At 56.4% G+C, this 15,574-nt stretch carries 15 protein-coding genes, 1 tRNA gene and 1 pseudogene; 7 read left to right on the top strand and 10 right to left on the bottom strand.

The features are described from left to right. The first annotated feature begins 87 nt into the window (after nt 1–87). The 6 genes and pseudogenes from AAF465_12220 (at nt 88) to AAF465_12195 (ending at nt 6,595) form a co-directional block, all read left to right on the top strand. Nucleotides 88–1,866 (top strand): annotated as a pseudogene (locus AAF465_12220) (amidohydrolase). Beyond that, nucleotides 1,863–2,960 carry a mechanosensitive ion channel family protein gene (locus tag AAF465_12215; protein ID MEM7083488.1) on the top strand — a complete coding sequence of 366 codons (1,098 nt, stop codon included), beginning with the start codon at nt 1,863–1,865 and terminating at the stop codon, nt 2,958–2,960. The pseudogene AAF465_12220 and the gene AAF465_12215 overlap by 4 nt, the downstream one beginning before the upstream one ends. Then, nucleotides 2,960–4,516, top strand: coding sequence for an FGGY-family carbohydrate kinase (locus AAF465_12210; GenBank protein MEM7083487.1), 1,557 nt, complete (start codon nt 2,960–2,962; stop codon nt 4,514–4,516). The genes AAF465_12215 and AAF465_12210 overlap by 1 nt, the downstream gene beginning before the upstream one ends. Beyond that, nucleotides 4,513–4,821: a hypothetical protein gene (locus AAF465_12205; protein ID MEM7083486.1), complete on the top strand. Its 309-nt coding sequence runs from the start codon at nt 4,513–4,515 to the stop codon at nt 4,819–4,821. Before AAF465_12210 ends, AAF465_12205 begins: the two co-directional genes overlap by 4 nt. A gap of 269 nt (nt 4,822–5,090) precedes the next feature. After that, a complete protein-coding gene (locus AAF465_12200) occupies nt 5,091–5,546 on the top strand; it encodes a DUF5658 family protein (GenBank protein MEM7083485.1) in 456 nt (151 codons plus the stop codon). A 170-nt stretch (nt 5,547–5,716) separates the two neighbouring features. Next, complete coding sequence (locus tag AAF465_12195) at nt 5,717–6,595, top strand: PDZ domain-containing protein (GenBank protein ID MEM7083484.1); 879 nt, start codon at nt 5,717–5,719, stop codon at nt 6,593–6,595. 36 nt (nt 6,596–6,631) lie between these two features. Here the strand turns inward: AAF465_12195 and AAF465_12190 are convergent, their stop codons facing one another. Together AAF465_12190 and AAF465_12185 are read right to left on the bottom strand one after the other, a co-directional pair. Then, nucleotides 6,632–7,705, bottom strand: coding sequence for a phosphotransferase family protein (locus tag AAF465_12190; protein MEM7083483.1), 1,074 nt, complete (start codon nt 7,703–7,705; stop codon nt 6,632–6,634). Nucleotides 7,706–7,739: 34 nt separating this feature from the next. Continuing rightward, nucleotides 7,740–8,507, bottom strand: a complete 768-nt coding sequence (locus AAF465_12185) for a histidine phosphatase family protein (protein ID MEM7083482.1) — start codon at nt 8,505–8,507, stop codon at nt 7,740–7,742. Between the two features lie 126 nt (nt 8,508–8,633). Between AAF465_12185 and AAF465_12180 the strand changes: the two genes are divergently transcribed. After that, on the top strand, nt 8,634–9,689 hold the full coding sequence (locus tag AAF465_12180; protein ID MEM7083481.1) for a saccharopine dehydrogenase NADP-binding domain-containing protein: 1,056 nt from the start codon (nt 8,634–8,636) through the stop codon (nt 9,687–9,689). An 80-nt stretch (nt 9,690–9,769) separates the two neighbouring features. Here AAF465_12180 and AAF465_12175 read toward each other — a convergent pair. The 8 genes from AAF465_12175 to infC form a co-directional block, all read right to left on the bottom strand. After that, a tRNA-Pro gene (locus AAF465_12175) sits at nt 9,770–9,846 on the bottom strand. A gap of 121 nt (nt 9,847–9,967) precedes the next feature. Further along, nucleotides 9,968–10,324, bottom strand: coding sequence for a MerR family transcriptional regulator (locus AAF465_12170; GenBank protein ID MEM7083480.1), 357 nt, complete (start codon nt 10,322–10,324; stop codon nt 9,968–9,970). Beyond that, entirely contained in the window at nt 10,305–10,604 is a 300-nt protein-coding gene (gene ihfA, locus AAF465_12165) for an integration host factor subunit alpha (GenBank protein MEM7083479.1), read from the bottom strand. The genes AAF465_12170 and ihfA overlap by 20 nt, the downstream gene beginning before the upstream one ends. A 2-nt stretch (nt 10,605–10,606) precedes the next feature. After that, on the bottom strand, nt 10,607–12,982 hold the full coding sequence (gene pheT, locus AAF465_12160) for a phenylalanine--tRNA ligase subunit beta (GenBank protein MEM7083478.1): 2,376 nt from the start codon (nt 12,980–12,982) through the stop codon (nt 10,607–10,609). A gap of 17 nt (nt 12,983–12,999) precedes the next feature. After that, entirely contained in the window at nt 13,000–14,019 is a 1,020-nt protein-coding gene (gene pheS, locus AAF465_12155; protein MEM7083477.1) for a phenylalanine--tRNA ligase subunit alpha, read from the bottom strand. Nucleotides 14,020–14,100: 81 nt separating this feature from the next. Further along, complete coding sequence (rplT, locus tag AAF465_12150; GenBank protein ID MEM7083476.1) at nt 14,101–14,460, bottom strand: 50S ribosomal protein L20; 360 nt, start codon at nt 14,458–14,460, stop codon at nt 14,101–14,103. Between the two features lie 12 nt (nt 14,461–14,472). Further along, nucleotides 14,473–14,670: a 50S ribosomal protein L35 gene (gene rpmI, locus AAF465_12145; protein MEM7083475.1), complete on the bottom strand. Its 198-nt coding sequence runs from the start codon at nt 14,668–14,670 to the stop codon at nt 14,473–14,475. Between the two features lie 113 nt (nt 14,671–14,783). Continuing rightward, a complete protein-coding gene (infC, locus tag AAF465_12140; GenBank protein MEM7083474.1) occupies nt 14,784–15,299 on the bottom strand; it encodes a translation initiation factor IF-3 in 516 nt (171 codons plus the stop codon). Between the last annotated feature and the right edge of the window lie 275 nt (nt 15,300–15,574).

Raw genomic sequence — 15,574 nt, 5'->3', positions numbered from 1 at the left:
AGGTCTGTGGCCGTTAGACACCGCAGGTCGTTGCCTGAAGTTGTCATAACCACGTAAACTGGCGTTAGTTTTTTGACGAGGTCCGTCATGCTTGAGAGCCCGTTCGCAGTACCAAAAACCCTATTTTATCGAGCAGTCCGGCGTCTCAGCCTTCTGATCGGCGCGGCGGTGATCACTCCGCTTGCAAGCGGGGCCATCTTGTATACCGATATCACTGGCTATCGGTTTATTGCCGAATCTCCGCCCGATGGCACCCCTGCCGCGCGCCAAACGCTCGAGCCGCGCGCGGGTTACTGGTCGCCTTTTGCCGCCATGCTTATCGATGACAATGGCAAAATCGCGCAAATTTACACCACCCCTCCGTCCACCGACTCACTCGATGAGGGAATCAACGTCATTCGCGGTAACGGACGCGTGGTATTGCCCGGACTGATCGACGCCCATGGCCATATCCTGGGCCTCGGCCAAACTCGCCAGCGTGTCGATTTGGTGGGAACGCGCTCAGTACAAGATGCTCAAGACCGCATCGCCGAATTTGCCGAGACGCAGACACGCTTACCGTGGATTCTGGGCCGCGGTTGGAATCAAGTGTTGTGGCCCGACAAGGCATTTCCCACCGCCGCCGATCTGGATGAAATTGTCGCGGACCGCCCCGTCTTTCTGCGTCGCATTGATGGCCACGCTGGATGGGCCAATTCACTGGCGCTCGAAAAGGCCGGTATCACTGAGCTCACGCGTGACCCGTCCGGTGGTGAAATCTTACGCGATGAAGAGGGCCAACCGACCGGGGTGCTCGTCGACAGCGCCATGGCATTGGTTGAAAACCAAATACCACTGCCGACATTATCCAGCGTTATCGAAGCGCTCGCCCTGGCACAAGAAGAACTGCGTCGCATGGGCATTACGTCGGCTCACGATGCGGGCGTCAGCGCGCAGCTTGCCGGGTTATACCGCCAACTCGCCGGGGATCGTTCTCTCACCCTGCGGGTTTACGCCATGGTGTCTGGGGCTGGTGAGGAGCTGACCGCGGTCGAACAACCTTGGCCCGCCGATGAGCGCGATCTTTTTGTGTTACGCAGCGTCAAACTGTACGCCGATGGCGCGCTCGGCAGCCGAGGCGCCGCGCTGCTTGAACCCTATTCCGACAAGCCGGACAGCCACGGGTTGTTATTCAGCCCGTTCGATGAATTGGAACTGAAAGTGCGTCGGGCGGCGAATCTTGGCTTTCAGGTCAACGTCCACGCGATCGGCGATGCAGCCAATCGACAAGTCATCGACATATTTGCCCGCCTACCCATCACTCGGCACAAGTTACGCCATCGGATCGAGCACGCGCAGGTGATTCCGCTGCGAGACCTGGCCAAGCTGAAAGAACATGAGATCATCGCGTCAATGCAGCCTACGCACGCCACTAGCGACATGAACATGGCCGAAGATCGCGTCGGCAGCGAACGCATCAAGGGCGCTTATGCGTGGCGTAAGCTATTGGACCTTGGTGTGATCATCGCCGCCGGCTCCGATTTTCCGGTCGAACTGTCCAATCCATTCCACGGCCTCTATTCCGCGGTGGCGCGTAAAGATCATGCGGGCAATCCACCCGAAGGCTGGTATGCGAACTAGGCGATGACACGCGGTGAAGCCCTTCGTGCGTTTACCGTCGATGCGGCCTTTTCTGCACATCAAGAAACGAAAATCGGTAACCTCGAGGAGGGGCTGTGGGCCGATTTTATTGTGTTGGAAGACGATTTCTTTTCGATTCCCGAATCGCACATCTGGCAACAGCGCGTTATCGAAACCTGGCTTGGTGGCAATAAAATTTTTGATGCGGCCGATGCCGCGACAGAGAAAGAAAGCTCAGCAAAATGAACTATATCGATACACTGCGCGCGTGGGTTGAGATGTGCGCGGGGCTGCTCGGCCCCAACCCGCTTCTTCAGTCGGCGATCATCATGACGATCACGGTGCTGTTGGCCTACCTGTTCACCGGCCTACTCACCCGCATTGTGGGTCGACTCACGCGCTTTACGAAAACCGATGTGGACGATGCGGTGATCCAGCGACTTCGTCGGCCTCTGTTTGTGTCGATTCTACTCATCGGCGGATCACTGGCGATAGGCCGACTGGATCTTGCGGAACGCACCGCGTCTATTTCGCAGTCGATTCTCAAGTCCATCGGCGTATGGGTATGGATGACCTTTGCCTTGTCGTTCACAAGTCTGGTGCTGAACGCCTTAAAGAACACGCGCCGCGGCTTCAATTTTATCGACAATCGTACGTTGCCGCTCGTTCAGAACGTGATGTATATGATCATTCTGATCGCGGCGATTTACGCCTTCATGAACGCCTGGAACAAGGATGTTACGGCACTGTTGGCCTCAGCGGGTATCTTAGGTCTTGCGCTCAGTTTCGCAGCCAAAGACACCCTGGCCAACGTCTTCGCGGGCGTCTCCATTCTTGTCGACAACCCCTACAAAGTGGGTGATTTTGTGGTGCTGGGTAGCGGCGAACGCGGTGAGGTCACTCAGATCGGTATTCGCAGTACGCGCGTGCTGACACGCGACGATGTCGAAATCACGATTCCCAATGCCGTAATCGGTAATGCAAAGATCATCAATGAAACCGGCGGCCCGCACGAAAAATACCGCATCCGCAACAAGGTTGGCGTGTCGTATGCCAGCGACCTGCAAAAAGTCTGTCACGTGCTCGAAGAGATCGCGATCAATCAAACAGGCGTCTGCGAAACCCCCAAACCTCGGGTTCGGGTGCGCACGTTCGGCGACAGCGGCATCAACGTCGAGCTGTTGTCTTGGGTGCCCAAACCCGTCGAACGCGGGCGTATCACGCACGAGCTCAACCTGAAAATTTTCACTGCATTCAAAGAACACAACATCGACATTCCGTTTCCGCAGCAAGATGTCTACATCAAAAATCTGCGCGCCGACCAACGTACCGACGACTAGTGGCCTCATCCGCCTTTGTCACAGTGGATGCAGGCTCACAGAGTCTGCGAGCGTGTTTGATCGACACTCAAGGCACGTTGCTTTACGCGTCACGTAGCGACTACGAACCCTTCATCAGTGACGAGCCTGGACAGGCTGAATACAAAGCAGAGCAATTTTGGACCGCCTGTTGCGATGCCGTGGGCAGCGTGGTGCGCTTCGCCCATCAGCACCAGATTACCCCGGCCGCCATTGGCGTCACCAGTCAACGTGCGAGCGTTGTCGTGCTCGATGCCAATGGCACACCACTGCGACCGGTCATATTGTGGTCGGACCAACGACGTTGTGTTCCACCTGAATCGCTCGGTATGACCGGCGTGGGCATGCGCGTCATTGGCGTACATCGCACGGTGCGCCGTTTTCAATCAGACGCCGAAAGCAATTATTTGGCCCTGACCGAGCCTGAGGTGTGGGAACAGACCCATAAAATGCTGTTTCTAAGCGGCTATCTCAACTACCGCTTAACGGGCCTCTTTCGCGACAGTGTGGCCAATCAGGTTGGCTACGTGCCCTTTGACTATCGTAAGCAGCAGTGGGCAGACGCACAGAAATGGCATTGGCGCGCACTGCCCTTTCTGCGCCCCTCGCATCTGCCAGAACTCATTGCTCCCGGCACGCCACTGGGGGAATTGAGCGCCTCCGCCGCAGAGGCCTTAGCACTGCCCTCGGGCCTGCCCGTGGTCGCCTGTGCTACCGACAAAGCCTGCGAAGTGCTGGGTGCCGGCTGTACACAGCACGACCAGGCCTGCCTCAGTTTTGGCACGGCCGCGACGGTCAATCTCACGGTTGAGCGATATGTCGAAGTGGAACGCTTTGTGCCGGCCTATCCAGCGGCCATTTCGGGGCGTTTTCTCTGCGAGGAGCAAACGCACCGCGGGTTTTGGCTTGTGAGCTGGTTCAAAAAGGAATTTGCACTGGCCGAACGACAGCAAGCCCATCGCGACGGCGTGACGCCTGAGTCCCTGTTTGATTCTTTTCTCAACCAGACCCCACCGGGCGCCGAGGGCCTCGTCGCCCAGCCGTACTGGTCGCCCGGCGTGCGCGTCCCAGGACCCGAAGCGCGCGGCGCGTTGATCGGCTTCAACAGTCAACACACCCGGGCGCACGTGTATCGAGCGCTGCTTGAGGGGCTGGCGTTCTCCATGCGCCAAAGCCTCGAAAAAATCGAGCGTCGCACCGGGCAACGCGCGGTGAGTATTCGCGTGGCGGGCGGTGGCGCGCAGAGCGACGCGGTCATGCAGCTCGCCGCGAATGTTCTAGGGCGCACGGTCGAACGCGGACATACGCACGAGGCGTCGTCTCTGGGTGCCGCCATCTGCTGCGCCGTAGCGACCCGCGCGTTTTCGGACATCCATCAGGCGGTCACTGCCATGACGCATCGCGGCGACGCATTTACACCCCATGCAAAAACCGCCAAAATGTATGATCGGCTGTATCGCTCGGTATACACTTCCATGTATGCGAGACTGAAACCGTTGTATCACGCCCTTCTTAACCTCATGGACCGAACCGAATGACAACTGTTGCCGACACGGATGACTCGCCCACATACAGTAAGCTCAATGCCCTGTCGGTGTTTCTTATCGCCGCAACGACCGCCTTTCTCACCGCCTCGGTCATGCTTATTTTTCAATACAAGCAAGGCATTCCGTTTGGCTTTGTCACCAGCCTGTCGATCGCGGCTGCGGCCGCGCTCATTGCACCGATTCTGGTCGCGTTGATCTGCCGCCGCTGGGTCCCGTCGCTACCGTATCCAGCGCTCACCGGATTCGCTGTCGCCAATTTTCTGATCGCGCTTATCACGGGTGTGCTCATTTTCTAAGCGCGATGTTGATTGACTCGCTCTGCGCCTTGGGCGCCCCTGTAGTGCGCGAATGACCGCGAGCTAAAACACCACACACGCGTTGAATTCGTCGACATAAGTCATTCGCGCGTCGACTTGCCATAAGTCGATAATGGCCGTCGATATTACTTACACGACGACCATTTTCTAACCCGAGCTGCCCGCTAACTATCTGTCTGATGGTGATCTCTTGCGATGGCACAAAACTTGCTCCCTCTATTTACAAGAATCCAAACTGAGGATGAACCATGCATTCGATTGTTACCCGTCGTTCTGACGATCGCCGTCAACCGCCGCCGTTTTTTAGCAAGTACACCTTGGGCATTGCGGGACGGCGCGTGGCGGCCCGCCGCGCAGACGACACGACCGTTTATGTCGATCGGTACGAGTGGCCGGTAATCATGGTGGCGATCGGGATTGTCATTATGAGCGCCATGGACGCGGCGTTCACCCTCAGCCTGTTGTCCAAAGGCGCCATTGAATTGAACACTCTGATGGCCGTACTGATCGAAACCGACGTACGGAAGTTCGTCGGGTTCAAACTGGGCCTCACCATTCTCGGCGTACTGCTTCTAGTGATTCACAAAAACGTGCACCTATCGTTGGGCTTTACGGTCAATCGACTCGCGCAGCTGGCGTTTGCCGGTTATGTGGTTCTTATTTCCTATGAGCTTTGGTTGTTCTATCTCATTGCCAACTTCTAGACCCTCGGCCGAACGTGGGACAGGCTCTTCCTGCCGCGTGTCCGTGTGAAACGCTGAACTAACTCGAATTTACCCGCTCAAACAAAGCACTGGCGCGCTTCATTCGCGCGCCGGGCGTCGCCGGAGCAGGCGCGCTATACTTTGCACAGAGAACGATCCACGGGTGAACTATGTCTCAGTCCAAACTACTGCTGGTTGTCGCGCTCCTGATCGGGGCGGGGCTCGTCGCGTGGGCGCGTGACGCCATTACGAGCGATCCGCTCTCGGCCAGCCCGCCGCCAATCACCGAATCGACCCCGGATGCATCGGATAGCCCGATCAACATGCTCGCCACCGATGATGATACGGCGGCGCTTATCAGCCAACTCAGGCGCGAACTTGAGATCGCACAAAACGAGCGCTCTGCGCTGAAAGATCAACTGGACGCATTGTCCGTGCGTCTGAGCGCCATCGACAAGCAACCGGTGGCTCAGTCCGCCTCGCTGGCATCAGAGGGCCGACTGGCGCGCATGCAAAACGCTCGACGGCGCAATCAAGGGGGACTGACCCTGGCGTCCCTCACCGACGCGGGCATCCCAGAACGCGATGCGGCACAAATCAAATCGCGCCTCGATGAACTGTCTATGCAGCGACTTTACCTTCGAGACCAAGCGCAGCGCGAAGGCTGGCTGGGTAAGGAGCAATACCGGGAAGAAATTCAGCGGCTCAATCAATCACAAAACAACTTAGCGACCGAATTTGGTGACGACTATTACGCCCGTTATCTGTATGCGGTCGGCCGTCCCAACCAGGTCAATGTGTCGTCCGTGATCGACAATTCGCCGGCTTTTCATTCCGGCATTCAAAACGGCGATCAGTTGGTGTCGTACGACGGACAATCAGTGTATGACACACGGGCGATTCGCCGCGGCACGCAAAGCGGCTCCGTGGGCGAGATGGTACCGGTTGTGGTAAATCGAAATGGGCAAACGATGGAGCTTTATGTTCCGCGCGGTCCACTCGGCATCACCATGAACGCCGAAAGCGTCCGCCCTCCCGATTCGCCTTAATTACAGCGTCAAGGCAACGGGCTAGACATTGCTGATCTATGCGTGCGCGGCTTGACCCGCGGTATGAATGAGTAAATTGGCCAAATCACCGAATCCGGCAAACATGGGATTGTCTGTTTGCTTAAGATCGAAGCGATAGTAAATCTGCTGGACAATCACAGCCAGACGAAAAAGACCAAATGTTCGGTAGTAGGCCATATCGTGCGAATCCCATCCCCGCTGCGCCACATAGTGATCGCTGAATCCCTGACGCGACAGCATGCCGGGTAGATAGGTCGGCATCATGCCCGTTGCAATGAGGGGCGCGGGATCGCCGGCTTCAACCCAATACGCCAGCGTCGACCCAAGATCCATGAGCGGATCGCCGAGCGTTGCCATTTCCCAATCCAGTACGCCAATAATCCGCGGCGCGTTGTCCAACAGGCTCTGCTCACTCCAGATGACGTTATCAAACTTATAATCATTGTGAATGATGGCTGACTCCACATGGTCATCAGGCATATGGTCGATTAGCCAGTTAGCGAGTGCATCGAACGACAGCGTGTTTTGAGTGACAGCCGCTTCGAGACGGCTGATCCAGCCGTTGACCTGTCGCGCGACATAGCCTTCCGGTTTGCCGAAGTCCGCCAGTCCCACGGCAGCCGGATCCAAGGTATGCAACGCCACAAGTTGGTCGGCAAATTCTTGACACATGCGTTCGTACAATCCGGGTTGAGCGCTCAGCGCGGGCGGCATTTCGCGGCGAATTATCACCCCAGCAATTCGCTCCATAAGATAAAAAGGTGACCCCATAACCGCTTCGTCCTCACAAAAATGCACGGGCTTGGGGCAGACAGCCAGATGTGGGCTGAGCGCGGACAGTACCGTCACTTCCCGCGACATATCGTGGGCGGTTTTGGCTTTGTGACCGAACGGCGGCCGACGCAAGATCAGATCGAGCTCACCGCTTTGTACGCGGTAAGTCAGATTCGATGCGCCGCCCGAAAATTGGGTTATGGCCGAAATCGGCTCGTGAATAACGTTTTGCTCGAGCAGATAACGCTCAAGCACCGCTTGATCAAGCTGTTCGCTATCGCGCTGCGGGTCCGCGCTATCAATAAGATCACTCATGGCGATTCCTTCGGGGTTAGCTGTCAATCAGCGTCTAAAGATGGGTGACTTTGAGCTGTTGCTCAGGGGCATTGAGATGCCCGTATTGGTTGTACGATTCAAGTTCTAAGCCCCGGTCGGTGGCCATAAATCGGGTAATCGACGCATTCGCCGTTCGCCAATTAAACTCGGCAAAGCGCACATCGGCTGTGGCCAACGCATAGGTCATGGTCACGGAAATTGTGCCGCCTGACGTGAACACGAACGCGCAGTCGTCCTCGTCGAGTTTCGCAAGAACGTCGTCCACGCCCTGCAGGACTCGGGTGCGAAACCGCCCCCATGGCTCATAGGGCTGACCGTTTGGCGCAAGCACCTTGCCCTCGTCCTGGAGCGCGGCCTCGACCGTACCCGGTTCGACGACTTGCTCGTCAATCCATTGGGTCAATACCGGAAAAAACAGTGTGCGAAAAATTTTGCGGTCCTTGAGCAAACTAAAATCGTCCGGCTTGAGTTGATCGCGAATCGCTGGAAAGCGATCCAAGACCGCCGGTAAAAATGCCTTAAACACGCCATCGGAATCGTATTCGTTAAAGGCTTCTAGCGATTCAATGGAAGGCGAAAGACCCATAGCTTTCATCGCAAGCAGTGCGGAGTCTTTCTGACGTTCAAGCTGGCCAGAATAGACCTGTGTCGGTTTGATACCGAGCTTGGCCAAATGCACACCCGTCGCGGCCGCCTGACGGCGACCGAGATCAGAAAGCTGATCATAATTTTCTGCCCCAAATGAGGCTTGCCCATGACGTACGAGCACTAAACTTGGCATATCAAATCATCCAACGCGGATCGGAATGGCTAACATAGGGAGGTGTCGAGGGCGAGTCAACACGCATACCCATCGAGCGTATTTACGCTACAATGCGCGCAGTTTTTATAGGGAGAGATCGCGCGCATGGCAGACAATTGGCTGATATATGGCGCGTATGGTTATACCGGGAAACTCATCGTCCAAGAAGCCCGATCGCGCGACCTTCAGCCCCTGATCAGCGGCCGCTCGGCCGGCCCTCTGACCCGCCTCGCGGGCGATACGGGCTGCAAACAGCTGGTCGTCGATCTCGATGAGCGCGAGCGCTTACGACGACATTTAAACGACGTCTCAGTCGTTCTTAATTGCGCCGGCCCGTTCGCGCACACGGCGCAGCCCTTAATCGATGCGTGCCTCGACACACACACACACTATCTCGATATCACCGGCGAAATCGATGTGTTTGAATACGCCCAGTCTCGCCATCATGCCGCCAAAACGTCGGGCATTGTGCTGTGTCCCGGTGTCGGCTTTGATGTGGTACCGACCGATTGTTTGGCCGCCACACTGAAACACGCGATGGAGGATGCGACCCACCTGGCACTGGGGTTTGACGCTAACACGGTGCTGAGTCCAGGCACGGCAAAAACAACGGTTGCGACGCTACCTAACGGTGGTCGTGTTCGACAGGAAGGCGAACTCATTGAGGTGCCGCTCGCGTATCGAGACCGTCAAATCGACTTCGGTAATGGCAACAAGTCCGCGATGACCATTCCCTGGGGCGACGTCGCCACCGCCTATCACACCACGGGCATTGGTTCGATTGAGACCTACATTCCGGCTTCCGAGTCGCTCATCAAGCGATTGCGTCGTCTCGATGCATTTCGTGGCGCGCTCGGGTGGCGATGGGTACAGCGTATGTTGCACAAGGAAATCGACAAGCGCGTGCATGGCCCGACGGAACATCAGCGCGAGACTGACCGGACCTATGTCTGGGGTGAAGTGCGCAATGCCGAAGGGAGTGTGCGCAGCGCGCGGCTTGTTACGGCCAATGCGTACGCCTTCACGGTTGAGGCCGCGATCGCTGCTAGCCGTCATTTACTGGAACGTGCGGACCTGAGCGGCGCGTACACGCCGTCGACACTCTTGGGTTCCACTTTCGCGTCGCAGCTGCCGGGATCGTCCAACATCGTGATCACCTGAGCACAGACGGCACCCAAACGCACCCAAGGGGGGGGTCACGCTGAGGCGGCGAGGTTGAGCAGTATTCGATGAAAGTTGATTGGTCGGGGCGAGAGGATTCGAACCTCCGACCCCTTGCACCCCATGCAAGTGCGCTACCAGGCTGCGCCACGCCCCGACTGTAACTTTCAGGCACCGTGATGACGGCTGCGGGCGCTCATCATAGAGGGATTAGCGCCCCACGACAATGCCCAAAAACGGATAATGATCAACGATGGATTCGACCACCGAACGCGATGCTAGCGGCGCAGGATTTTGAGGATGTCCTCTAGCTCCGTGCGCATTTGGCGGATGATTTGCTGGCTCTGAGAAACGTCTTCACGTGCCTCGTCGCCCGTCAATCGTTGGCGTGCGCCGCCGATAGTGAAGCCTTCCTCATACAGCAAACTTCGGATTTGACGGATGATGATGACGTCCTGCCGCTGATAGTAGCGCCGGTTGCCCCGGCGTTTCACGGGCTTGAGCTGCGGAAACTCCTGCTCCCAATAGCGAAGCACGTGAGGCTTGACGCCGCACAATTCGCTGACTTCCCCAATCGTGAAATACCGCTTCCCCGGAATCGGCGGCAGTTCGTTGTTATTCCCCGCTTCCAGCATAGGCCTCTACTCGTGATTTCAGTTTTTGGCCCGGGCGGAACGTCACAACGCGTCGCGCGCTGATCGGGATCTCTTCGCCGGTTTTCGGGTTGCGACCGGGACGCTGATTCTTGTCACGCAGGTCGAAATTGCCGAATCCGGATAATTTGACTTGCTCGCCACTGGCTAGCGAGACACGTAGGTCTTCGAAAAACACGTCGACGAGTTCGCGTGCTTCACGCTTGTTAAGTCCAAGTTCGTCAAACAACGACTCGGCCATATCTGCTTTTGTGAGGGCCATTCCTAATCTCTTATTTTTGCTTGCAGGTTTTCTTGTAATTGAGCGGCAATTTCAGCCATCGCGGCGTCGATTTCCACATCGGTTAGAGTGCGCGAAGAATCCTGTAAAATCAAGCCTAAAGCGACACTTTTTGCACCATCTTCTATGCCTTTTCCTCGATAAATATCAAACACTCGCAAATCTTTGAGCGACGCTGGCGCCGCCGACTCTGCCGTCGCCAAGATCCGCTCGATTGAGACCGATTCTGGCACGATCATTGCGAGGTCACGCCGCACCGCCGGATATTTCGACAGCGGCGCAAACTGCGGCACGCTGGCCGCCATAGCGACCGATTCAATTAGCTCGCAATAGACGACATTTCCCTCGACTTCGGCGTTTTTAGCCACCCTTGGGTGCAATGTGCCAAGCCAGCCTGCGTCTTCCCCATTCACCACGATTCGAGCGGTTTGTCCGGGGTGAAGCACCGGATGCTGGTCAGCGACAAAATCAATCTGGCGGTCCATGCCTCCCATCGTGAGCAAGGTTTCGACATCCAACTTTACGTCGAAAAAGCCCACAGAGTGACTGTCCTGTCCCCATTGTTCTGCATACCGGGCACCAGTTGCTATGATGCCGATCACATTTTCCTGTTTAATTTCATTATTTTGAGGAATAAACCTCAATCCTGCCTCATATAAACGCACGCGCGTTTTCTGCCGGCTCAGATTCTTCTTCACAGCCCCCAGAAGACCCGGCAACAACCCGGCACGCATCACCGACAGATCCGACGAAATCGGATTGCTCAATGGCAGAGGTGTCACATTGGGAACCAACAGCGCGTGCCATTTCGGATCAACGAAGGAATACGTAATCGCCTCGTGGTATCCACGCGCCACCAAATAGTCGCGCATACGCATCGAATCCACGTTCGACTCGCGCGCCGCGCCCATGCCGAGCTCCGCTACGGCGGCCTTGGGCTCAACCTCATCATAGCCATGAATACGCACCACCTCTTCGATCAGGTCTTCGGCAATCGCCAAATCAAATCGATACGTCGGCGCCGTCACCTGCCAGCCTGCATCCGTTTCGCTCACGTCGCAGCCCAAAGACCGAAAAATCTGCGTCACCTCGGTTCGTTCGTACGCGCGACCAATCAGGCGCTCTAAATGGGCATGCTCTAGCTCGATCTGCGCGGGTTTGGGCAAATGCTCGGTAACCTCCGCCGTGACCACCGGCCCGGGTTCTCCGCCGCAAATCGCCAGCAGTAACTCAGTGGCGCGCTCAATACTATCGGCGCACAGGTCTGGATCCACACCGCGTTCGAAGCGATGAGACGCATCGGTGTGTAGACCAAATCGCCGCGCCTTGCCCGCAATGTTCAGCGGGTCAAAATACGCGCTTTCGAAAAAGACGTCGGTCGTCGCATCACTGACACCTGAGTCTGAGCCACCCATGATTCCACCGAGCGCACGCGCGCCGCTATCGTCGGCAATCACCAGAATATCGCTATCCAAGGTGATTTCACGACCGTCCAACAACGTGAGTGCCTCACCGGGCTCGGCAAGCCTCACGCGCACATCGCCATTCATCGTTTTAAGATCGAATCCGTGCATAGGCTTACCGCTTTCGATCATCACGTAGTTGGTGATATCCACCACCGGATGGATCGCGCGAATACCGGCACGACGCAGACGCTCAACCATCCAAACCGGCGTTTGGGCATCGGTGCGGATGTGGCGGACAACGCGACCGCAATAGCGCGCGCAGTAATCTGGCGCATCCAAGTGAATGGCGATCTGATCGTCAACTTGCGCGGCAATGGCAGCGGCTTTGGGCGCGTCGAACTGTTGCTGGTTCAGTGCTGCCACGTCGCGGGCTACGCCAAACATCCCAAGGCAATCGCCTCGGTTAGGCGTCAATCCCAATTCGATAACGTGATCGTCAAGCCCAAACACGTCGCGAAAATCCTGACCAATCGGCAGGTCCGGCAGCTCCATAATGCCGTCGTGCTCATCACCTAGCCCAAGCTCACGACTCGAGCAAATCATGCCGTGTGACTCGACGCCGCGCAGCTTGGCTTTACGTATTTTAATTTTTCCGGGCAGGCGCGCGCCAACTGTCGCCACCGCGACCGTCAATCCCGCGCGCACATTGGGCGCACCGCACACGATACGCGATGGTTCACTGGCACCGATGTCGACGGTGCAGACGCGAAGTTTTTCGGCATCAGGATGTTGCTCGGTGTCCAGCACCTTGCCGATCACCACGCCTTTAAACTCCGGTGCGGCCAGTTCGATACCGTCGACTTCGAGCCCAGCCATGGTGATCTGATGAGCCAGCGCTTTTGTCGACAACTCGGGATTGACCAGTTCACGCAACCAGGATTCACTGATTAACATTGTTCGTTTCCTGTCGGTTAGCCAAACTGTTTGAGAAAATCCAGATCGTTTTCAAAAAACAATCTTAGATCATTAACCCGATAACGCAGCATGGCGAGTCGCTCCACGCCCATGCCAAACGCATACCCCGAATACACGGTGTAGTCGATCTTCATATGCTTAAACACGTTCGGGTGCACCATGCCGCATCCAAGCACTTCCAACCAGCCCGTGTGCGAGCAAACACGGCAGCCCTTGCCGCCGCACATCACGCATTCCATATCGACTTCCGCCGACGGCTCGGTAAACGGAAAATAGGAGGGCCGAAACCGCACCGCCAAGTCACGCTCGAAAAAGTGTCGTAAAAACTCGTGCAGCACAGACTTTAGGTTGGCAAAACTCACGCCTTTATCGACCATGAGCCCTTCGACTTGGTGAAACATCGGCGTATGCGTCACATCGGAATCACAACGATAGACCCGGCCTGGCGCAATGAGCTTAAGCGGAAGCCCGCCCTCTTCCATCGCGCGGATTTGAACCGGTGACGTATGCGTGCGCAAAAGCAACCCGCTGTCAAAATAGAAGGTGTCATGCATGGCACGCGCTGGATGGTGTCCCGGAATATTGAGCGCTTCAAAGTTATGAAAATCGTCTTCGATTTCAGGGCCCGATTCAACGGCAAAGCCCATACTTTGAAAGAGTGACTCGATGCGTCGACGTGTGCGTGTTACAGGATGTAACCCACCACGATGCTGCCCGACACCAGGCTGGGTAACGTCGATTCGCTCCGCTTCAATTTGAGCATCGAGCGCCGCGCGTTGCAGCTGCCCCTTACGCGCGAGAATCCGCTCTTGCGTGGCGGTTTTCGCCACATTGATACGTTGCCCGGCTTCGCGACGAGCCTCGGGCGGCAACCCGCCTAAGGTTTTCAACAACGCAGTAAGCTGCCCTTTCTTGCCCAGCGCATCGACCCGTACTTGATCGAGCGTGGCAAGATCGTCGGCCGCGTCAATGCGGGCGCAAATGTCGGCAACAATCTGATCTAGTTCTTGCACGATATTTCCTTAAGACAAAAAAAGGGAAAGACCGAGGCCTTTCCCTTCTCGTAAAAACGTTCGGTGGGCGCAAGCACCCGGGATTTACTGCGAAAGTCCAGCCTTGGCTTGTTCGGCGATAGCACCAAAACCTTCTGGATCAAACACAGCGATATCCGCCAGTACTTTGCGGTCGATCTCCACCGACGACTTTTTGAGTCCGTCGATCAAACGGCTGTAGGACAACCCGTGCATGCGGGCCGCCGCATTGATGCGAGTGATCCACAGCGCGCGGAATTCACGCTTGCGGTTACGACGATCGCGATACGCGTATTGACCGGCTTTAATGACGGCCTGCTTGGCGACTCGATAGACGTTGCGACGGGCACCGTAATACCCCTTCGCTTTATTAATAACTTTCTTGTGGCGTGCTCGTGCAATGACGCCGCGTTTTACTCGTGCCATCTCAACTCTCCTTTAAACAAACGGCAACATACGACGAACGGACTTGAGATCGCATTCGGCAACTTGCTCGACGGATCGCAGGTGGCGCTTACGCTTGCTGCTTTTCTTGGTGAGGATATGGCGAAGGTGGGACTGCTTGCGTTTGAAGCCGCCCTTACCCGTGCGTTTGAAGCGCTTGGCCGCGCCCCGATTGGTCTTCATCTTAGACATGACTTACTCCGTTTTGACCTGTCTCCACCACAGCGGGGTGATCAGGTGAGTGATGGGCTGCCCCATTCACTGCTTTTCTGTTTTAGGTCGTGCGTGCCAACTCTCGCTGGCGATTAATGCTTACGCGGTGCAAACACCATGACCATCTGTCGGCCTTCCATTTTCGGGTGTTGCTCCACCTGTGCAATCTCTTCTAGGTCGGCCTCGACGCGTTTGAGCATCGCGGCACCGACGTCGCGGTGGGCCATTTCACGTCCGCGAAACCGCAGCGTCACTTTGGCTTTGTCACCGCCTTCTAAAAACTTCAGCAACTTCTTCAGTTTGACCTGATAGTCACCCTCTTCTGTACCAGGGCGAAACTTGATTTCCTTAACCTGAATCTGCTTCTGCTTTTTCTTGGCCTGATGGGCTTTCTTGTTCTCCTCAAACAAGTATTTCCCATAGTCCATGACACGGCAGACGGGGGGCTCGGCGTTAGGCGAGACCTCGACCAGATCCAGTCCTAGGTTAGAGGCAAAATCGAGGGCGTCGGCACGGCTCATAATGCCCTGCTGTTCGCCTTCGGCGTCTATCACACGCAGTTCCGGCGCCGTAATATCCTGATTACGCCGGGTACGTTTTGAATTCATCGAAGCTATATTCTTACTCCCAAATGGCTATACACGGCTGCGTTTGGCAACCAGATCGGCGAATAGTTCCACTACGTTTTCAATGGGTTGCGACCCTAAGTCGTCCCCATTTTGCGCACGCAGCGCGACTGTTCCATTGTCTACCTCACGGTCGCCGACCACATGGGATTGACAGCAAAGGAGCAGAACTAACGAGTGCAAGGTCTTCACACCTCGGCGGATACGCGCTCCAACTTCTGATCTTTCTCGGAACCCGATCGAGGCACACGTGCTGC

The sequence above is a fragment of the Pseudomonadota bacterium genome (assembly GCA_039028935.1).
Lineage (GTDB): Bacteria > Pseudomonadota > Gammaproteobacteria > Steroidobacterales > SZUA-146 > SZUA-146.
This window is presented reverse-complemented; position numbering and strand designations above follow the sequence as displayed.

Excerpts from the sequence above, each read along its gene's own strand:
- AAF465_12170 (MEM7083480.1), bottom strand. The coding sequence starts at position 10,324 with ATGCTGGAAGCGGGGAATAACAACGAACTGCCGCCGATTCCGGGGAAG.
- AAF465_12205 (MEM7083486.1), top strand. The coding sequence starts at position 4,513 with ATGACAACTGTTGCCGACACGGATGACTCGCCCACATACAGTAAGCTC.
- AAF465_12185 (MEM7083482.1), bottom strand. The coding sequence starts at position 8,507 with ATGCCAAGTTTAGTGCTCGTACGTCATGGGCAAGCCTCATTTGGGGCA.
- AAF465_12180 (MEM7083481.1), top strand. The coding sequence starts at position 8,634 with ATGGCAGACAATTGGCTGATATATGGCGCGTATGGTTATACCGGGAAA.
- pheT (MEM7083478.1), bottom strand. The coding sequence starts at position 12,982 with ATGTTAATCAGTGAATCCTGGTTGCGTGAACTGGTCAATCCCGAGTTG.
- rpmI (MEM7083475.1), bottom strand. The coding sequence starts at position 14,670 with ATGTCTAAGATGAAGACCAATCGGGGCGCGGCCAAGCGCTTCAAACGC.
- AAF465_12215 (MEM7083488.1), top strand. The coding sequence starts at position 1,863 with ATGAACTATATCGATACACTGCGCGCGTGGGTTGAGATGTGCGCGGGG.
- infC (MEM7083474.1), bottom strand. The coding sequence starts at position 15,299 with ATGAATTCAAAACGTACCCGGCGTAATCAGGATATTACGGCGCCGGAA.
- ihfA (MEM7083479.1), bottom strand. The coding sequence starts at position 10,604 with ATGGCCCTCACAAAAGCAGATATGGCCGAGTCGTTGTTTGACGAACTT.
- AAF465_12190 (MEM7083483.1), bottom strand. The coding sequence starts at position 7,705 with ATGAGTGATCTTATTGATAGCGCGGACCCGCAGCGCGATAGCGAACAG.
- rplT (MEM7083476.1), bottom strand. The coding sequence starts at position 14,460 with ATGGCACGAGTAAAACGCGGCGTCATTGCACGAGCACGCCACAAGAAA.
- AAF465_12195 (MEM7083484.1), top strand. The coding sequence starts at position 5,717 with ATGTCTCAGTCCAAACTACTGCTGGTTGTCGCGCTCCTGATCGGGGCG.
- AAF465_12200 (MEM7083485.1), top strand. The coding sequence starts at position 5,091 with ATGCATTCGATTGTTACCCGTCGTTCTGACGATCGCCGTCAACCGCCG.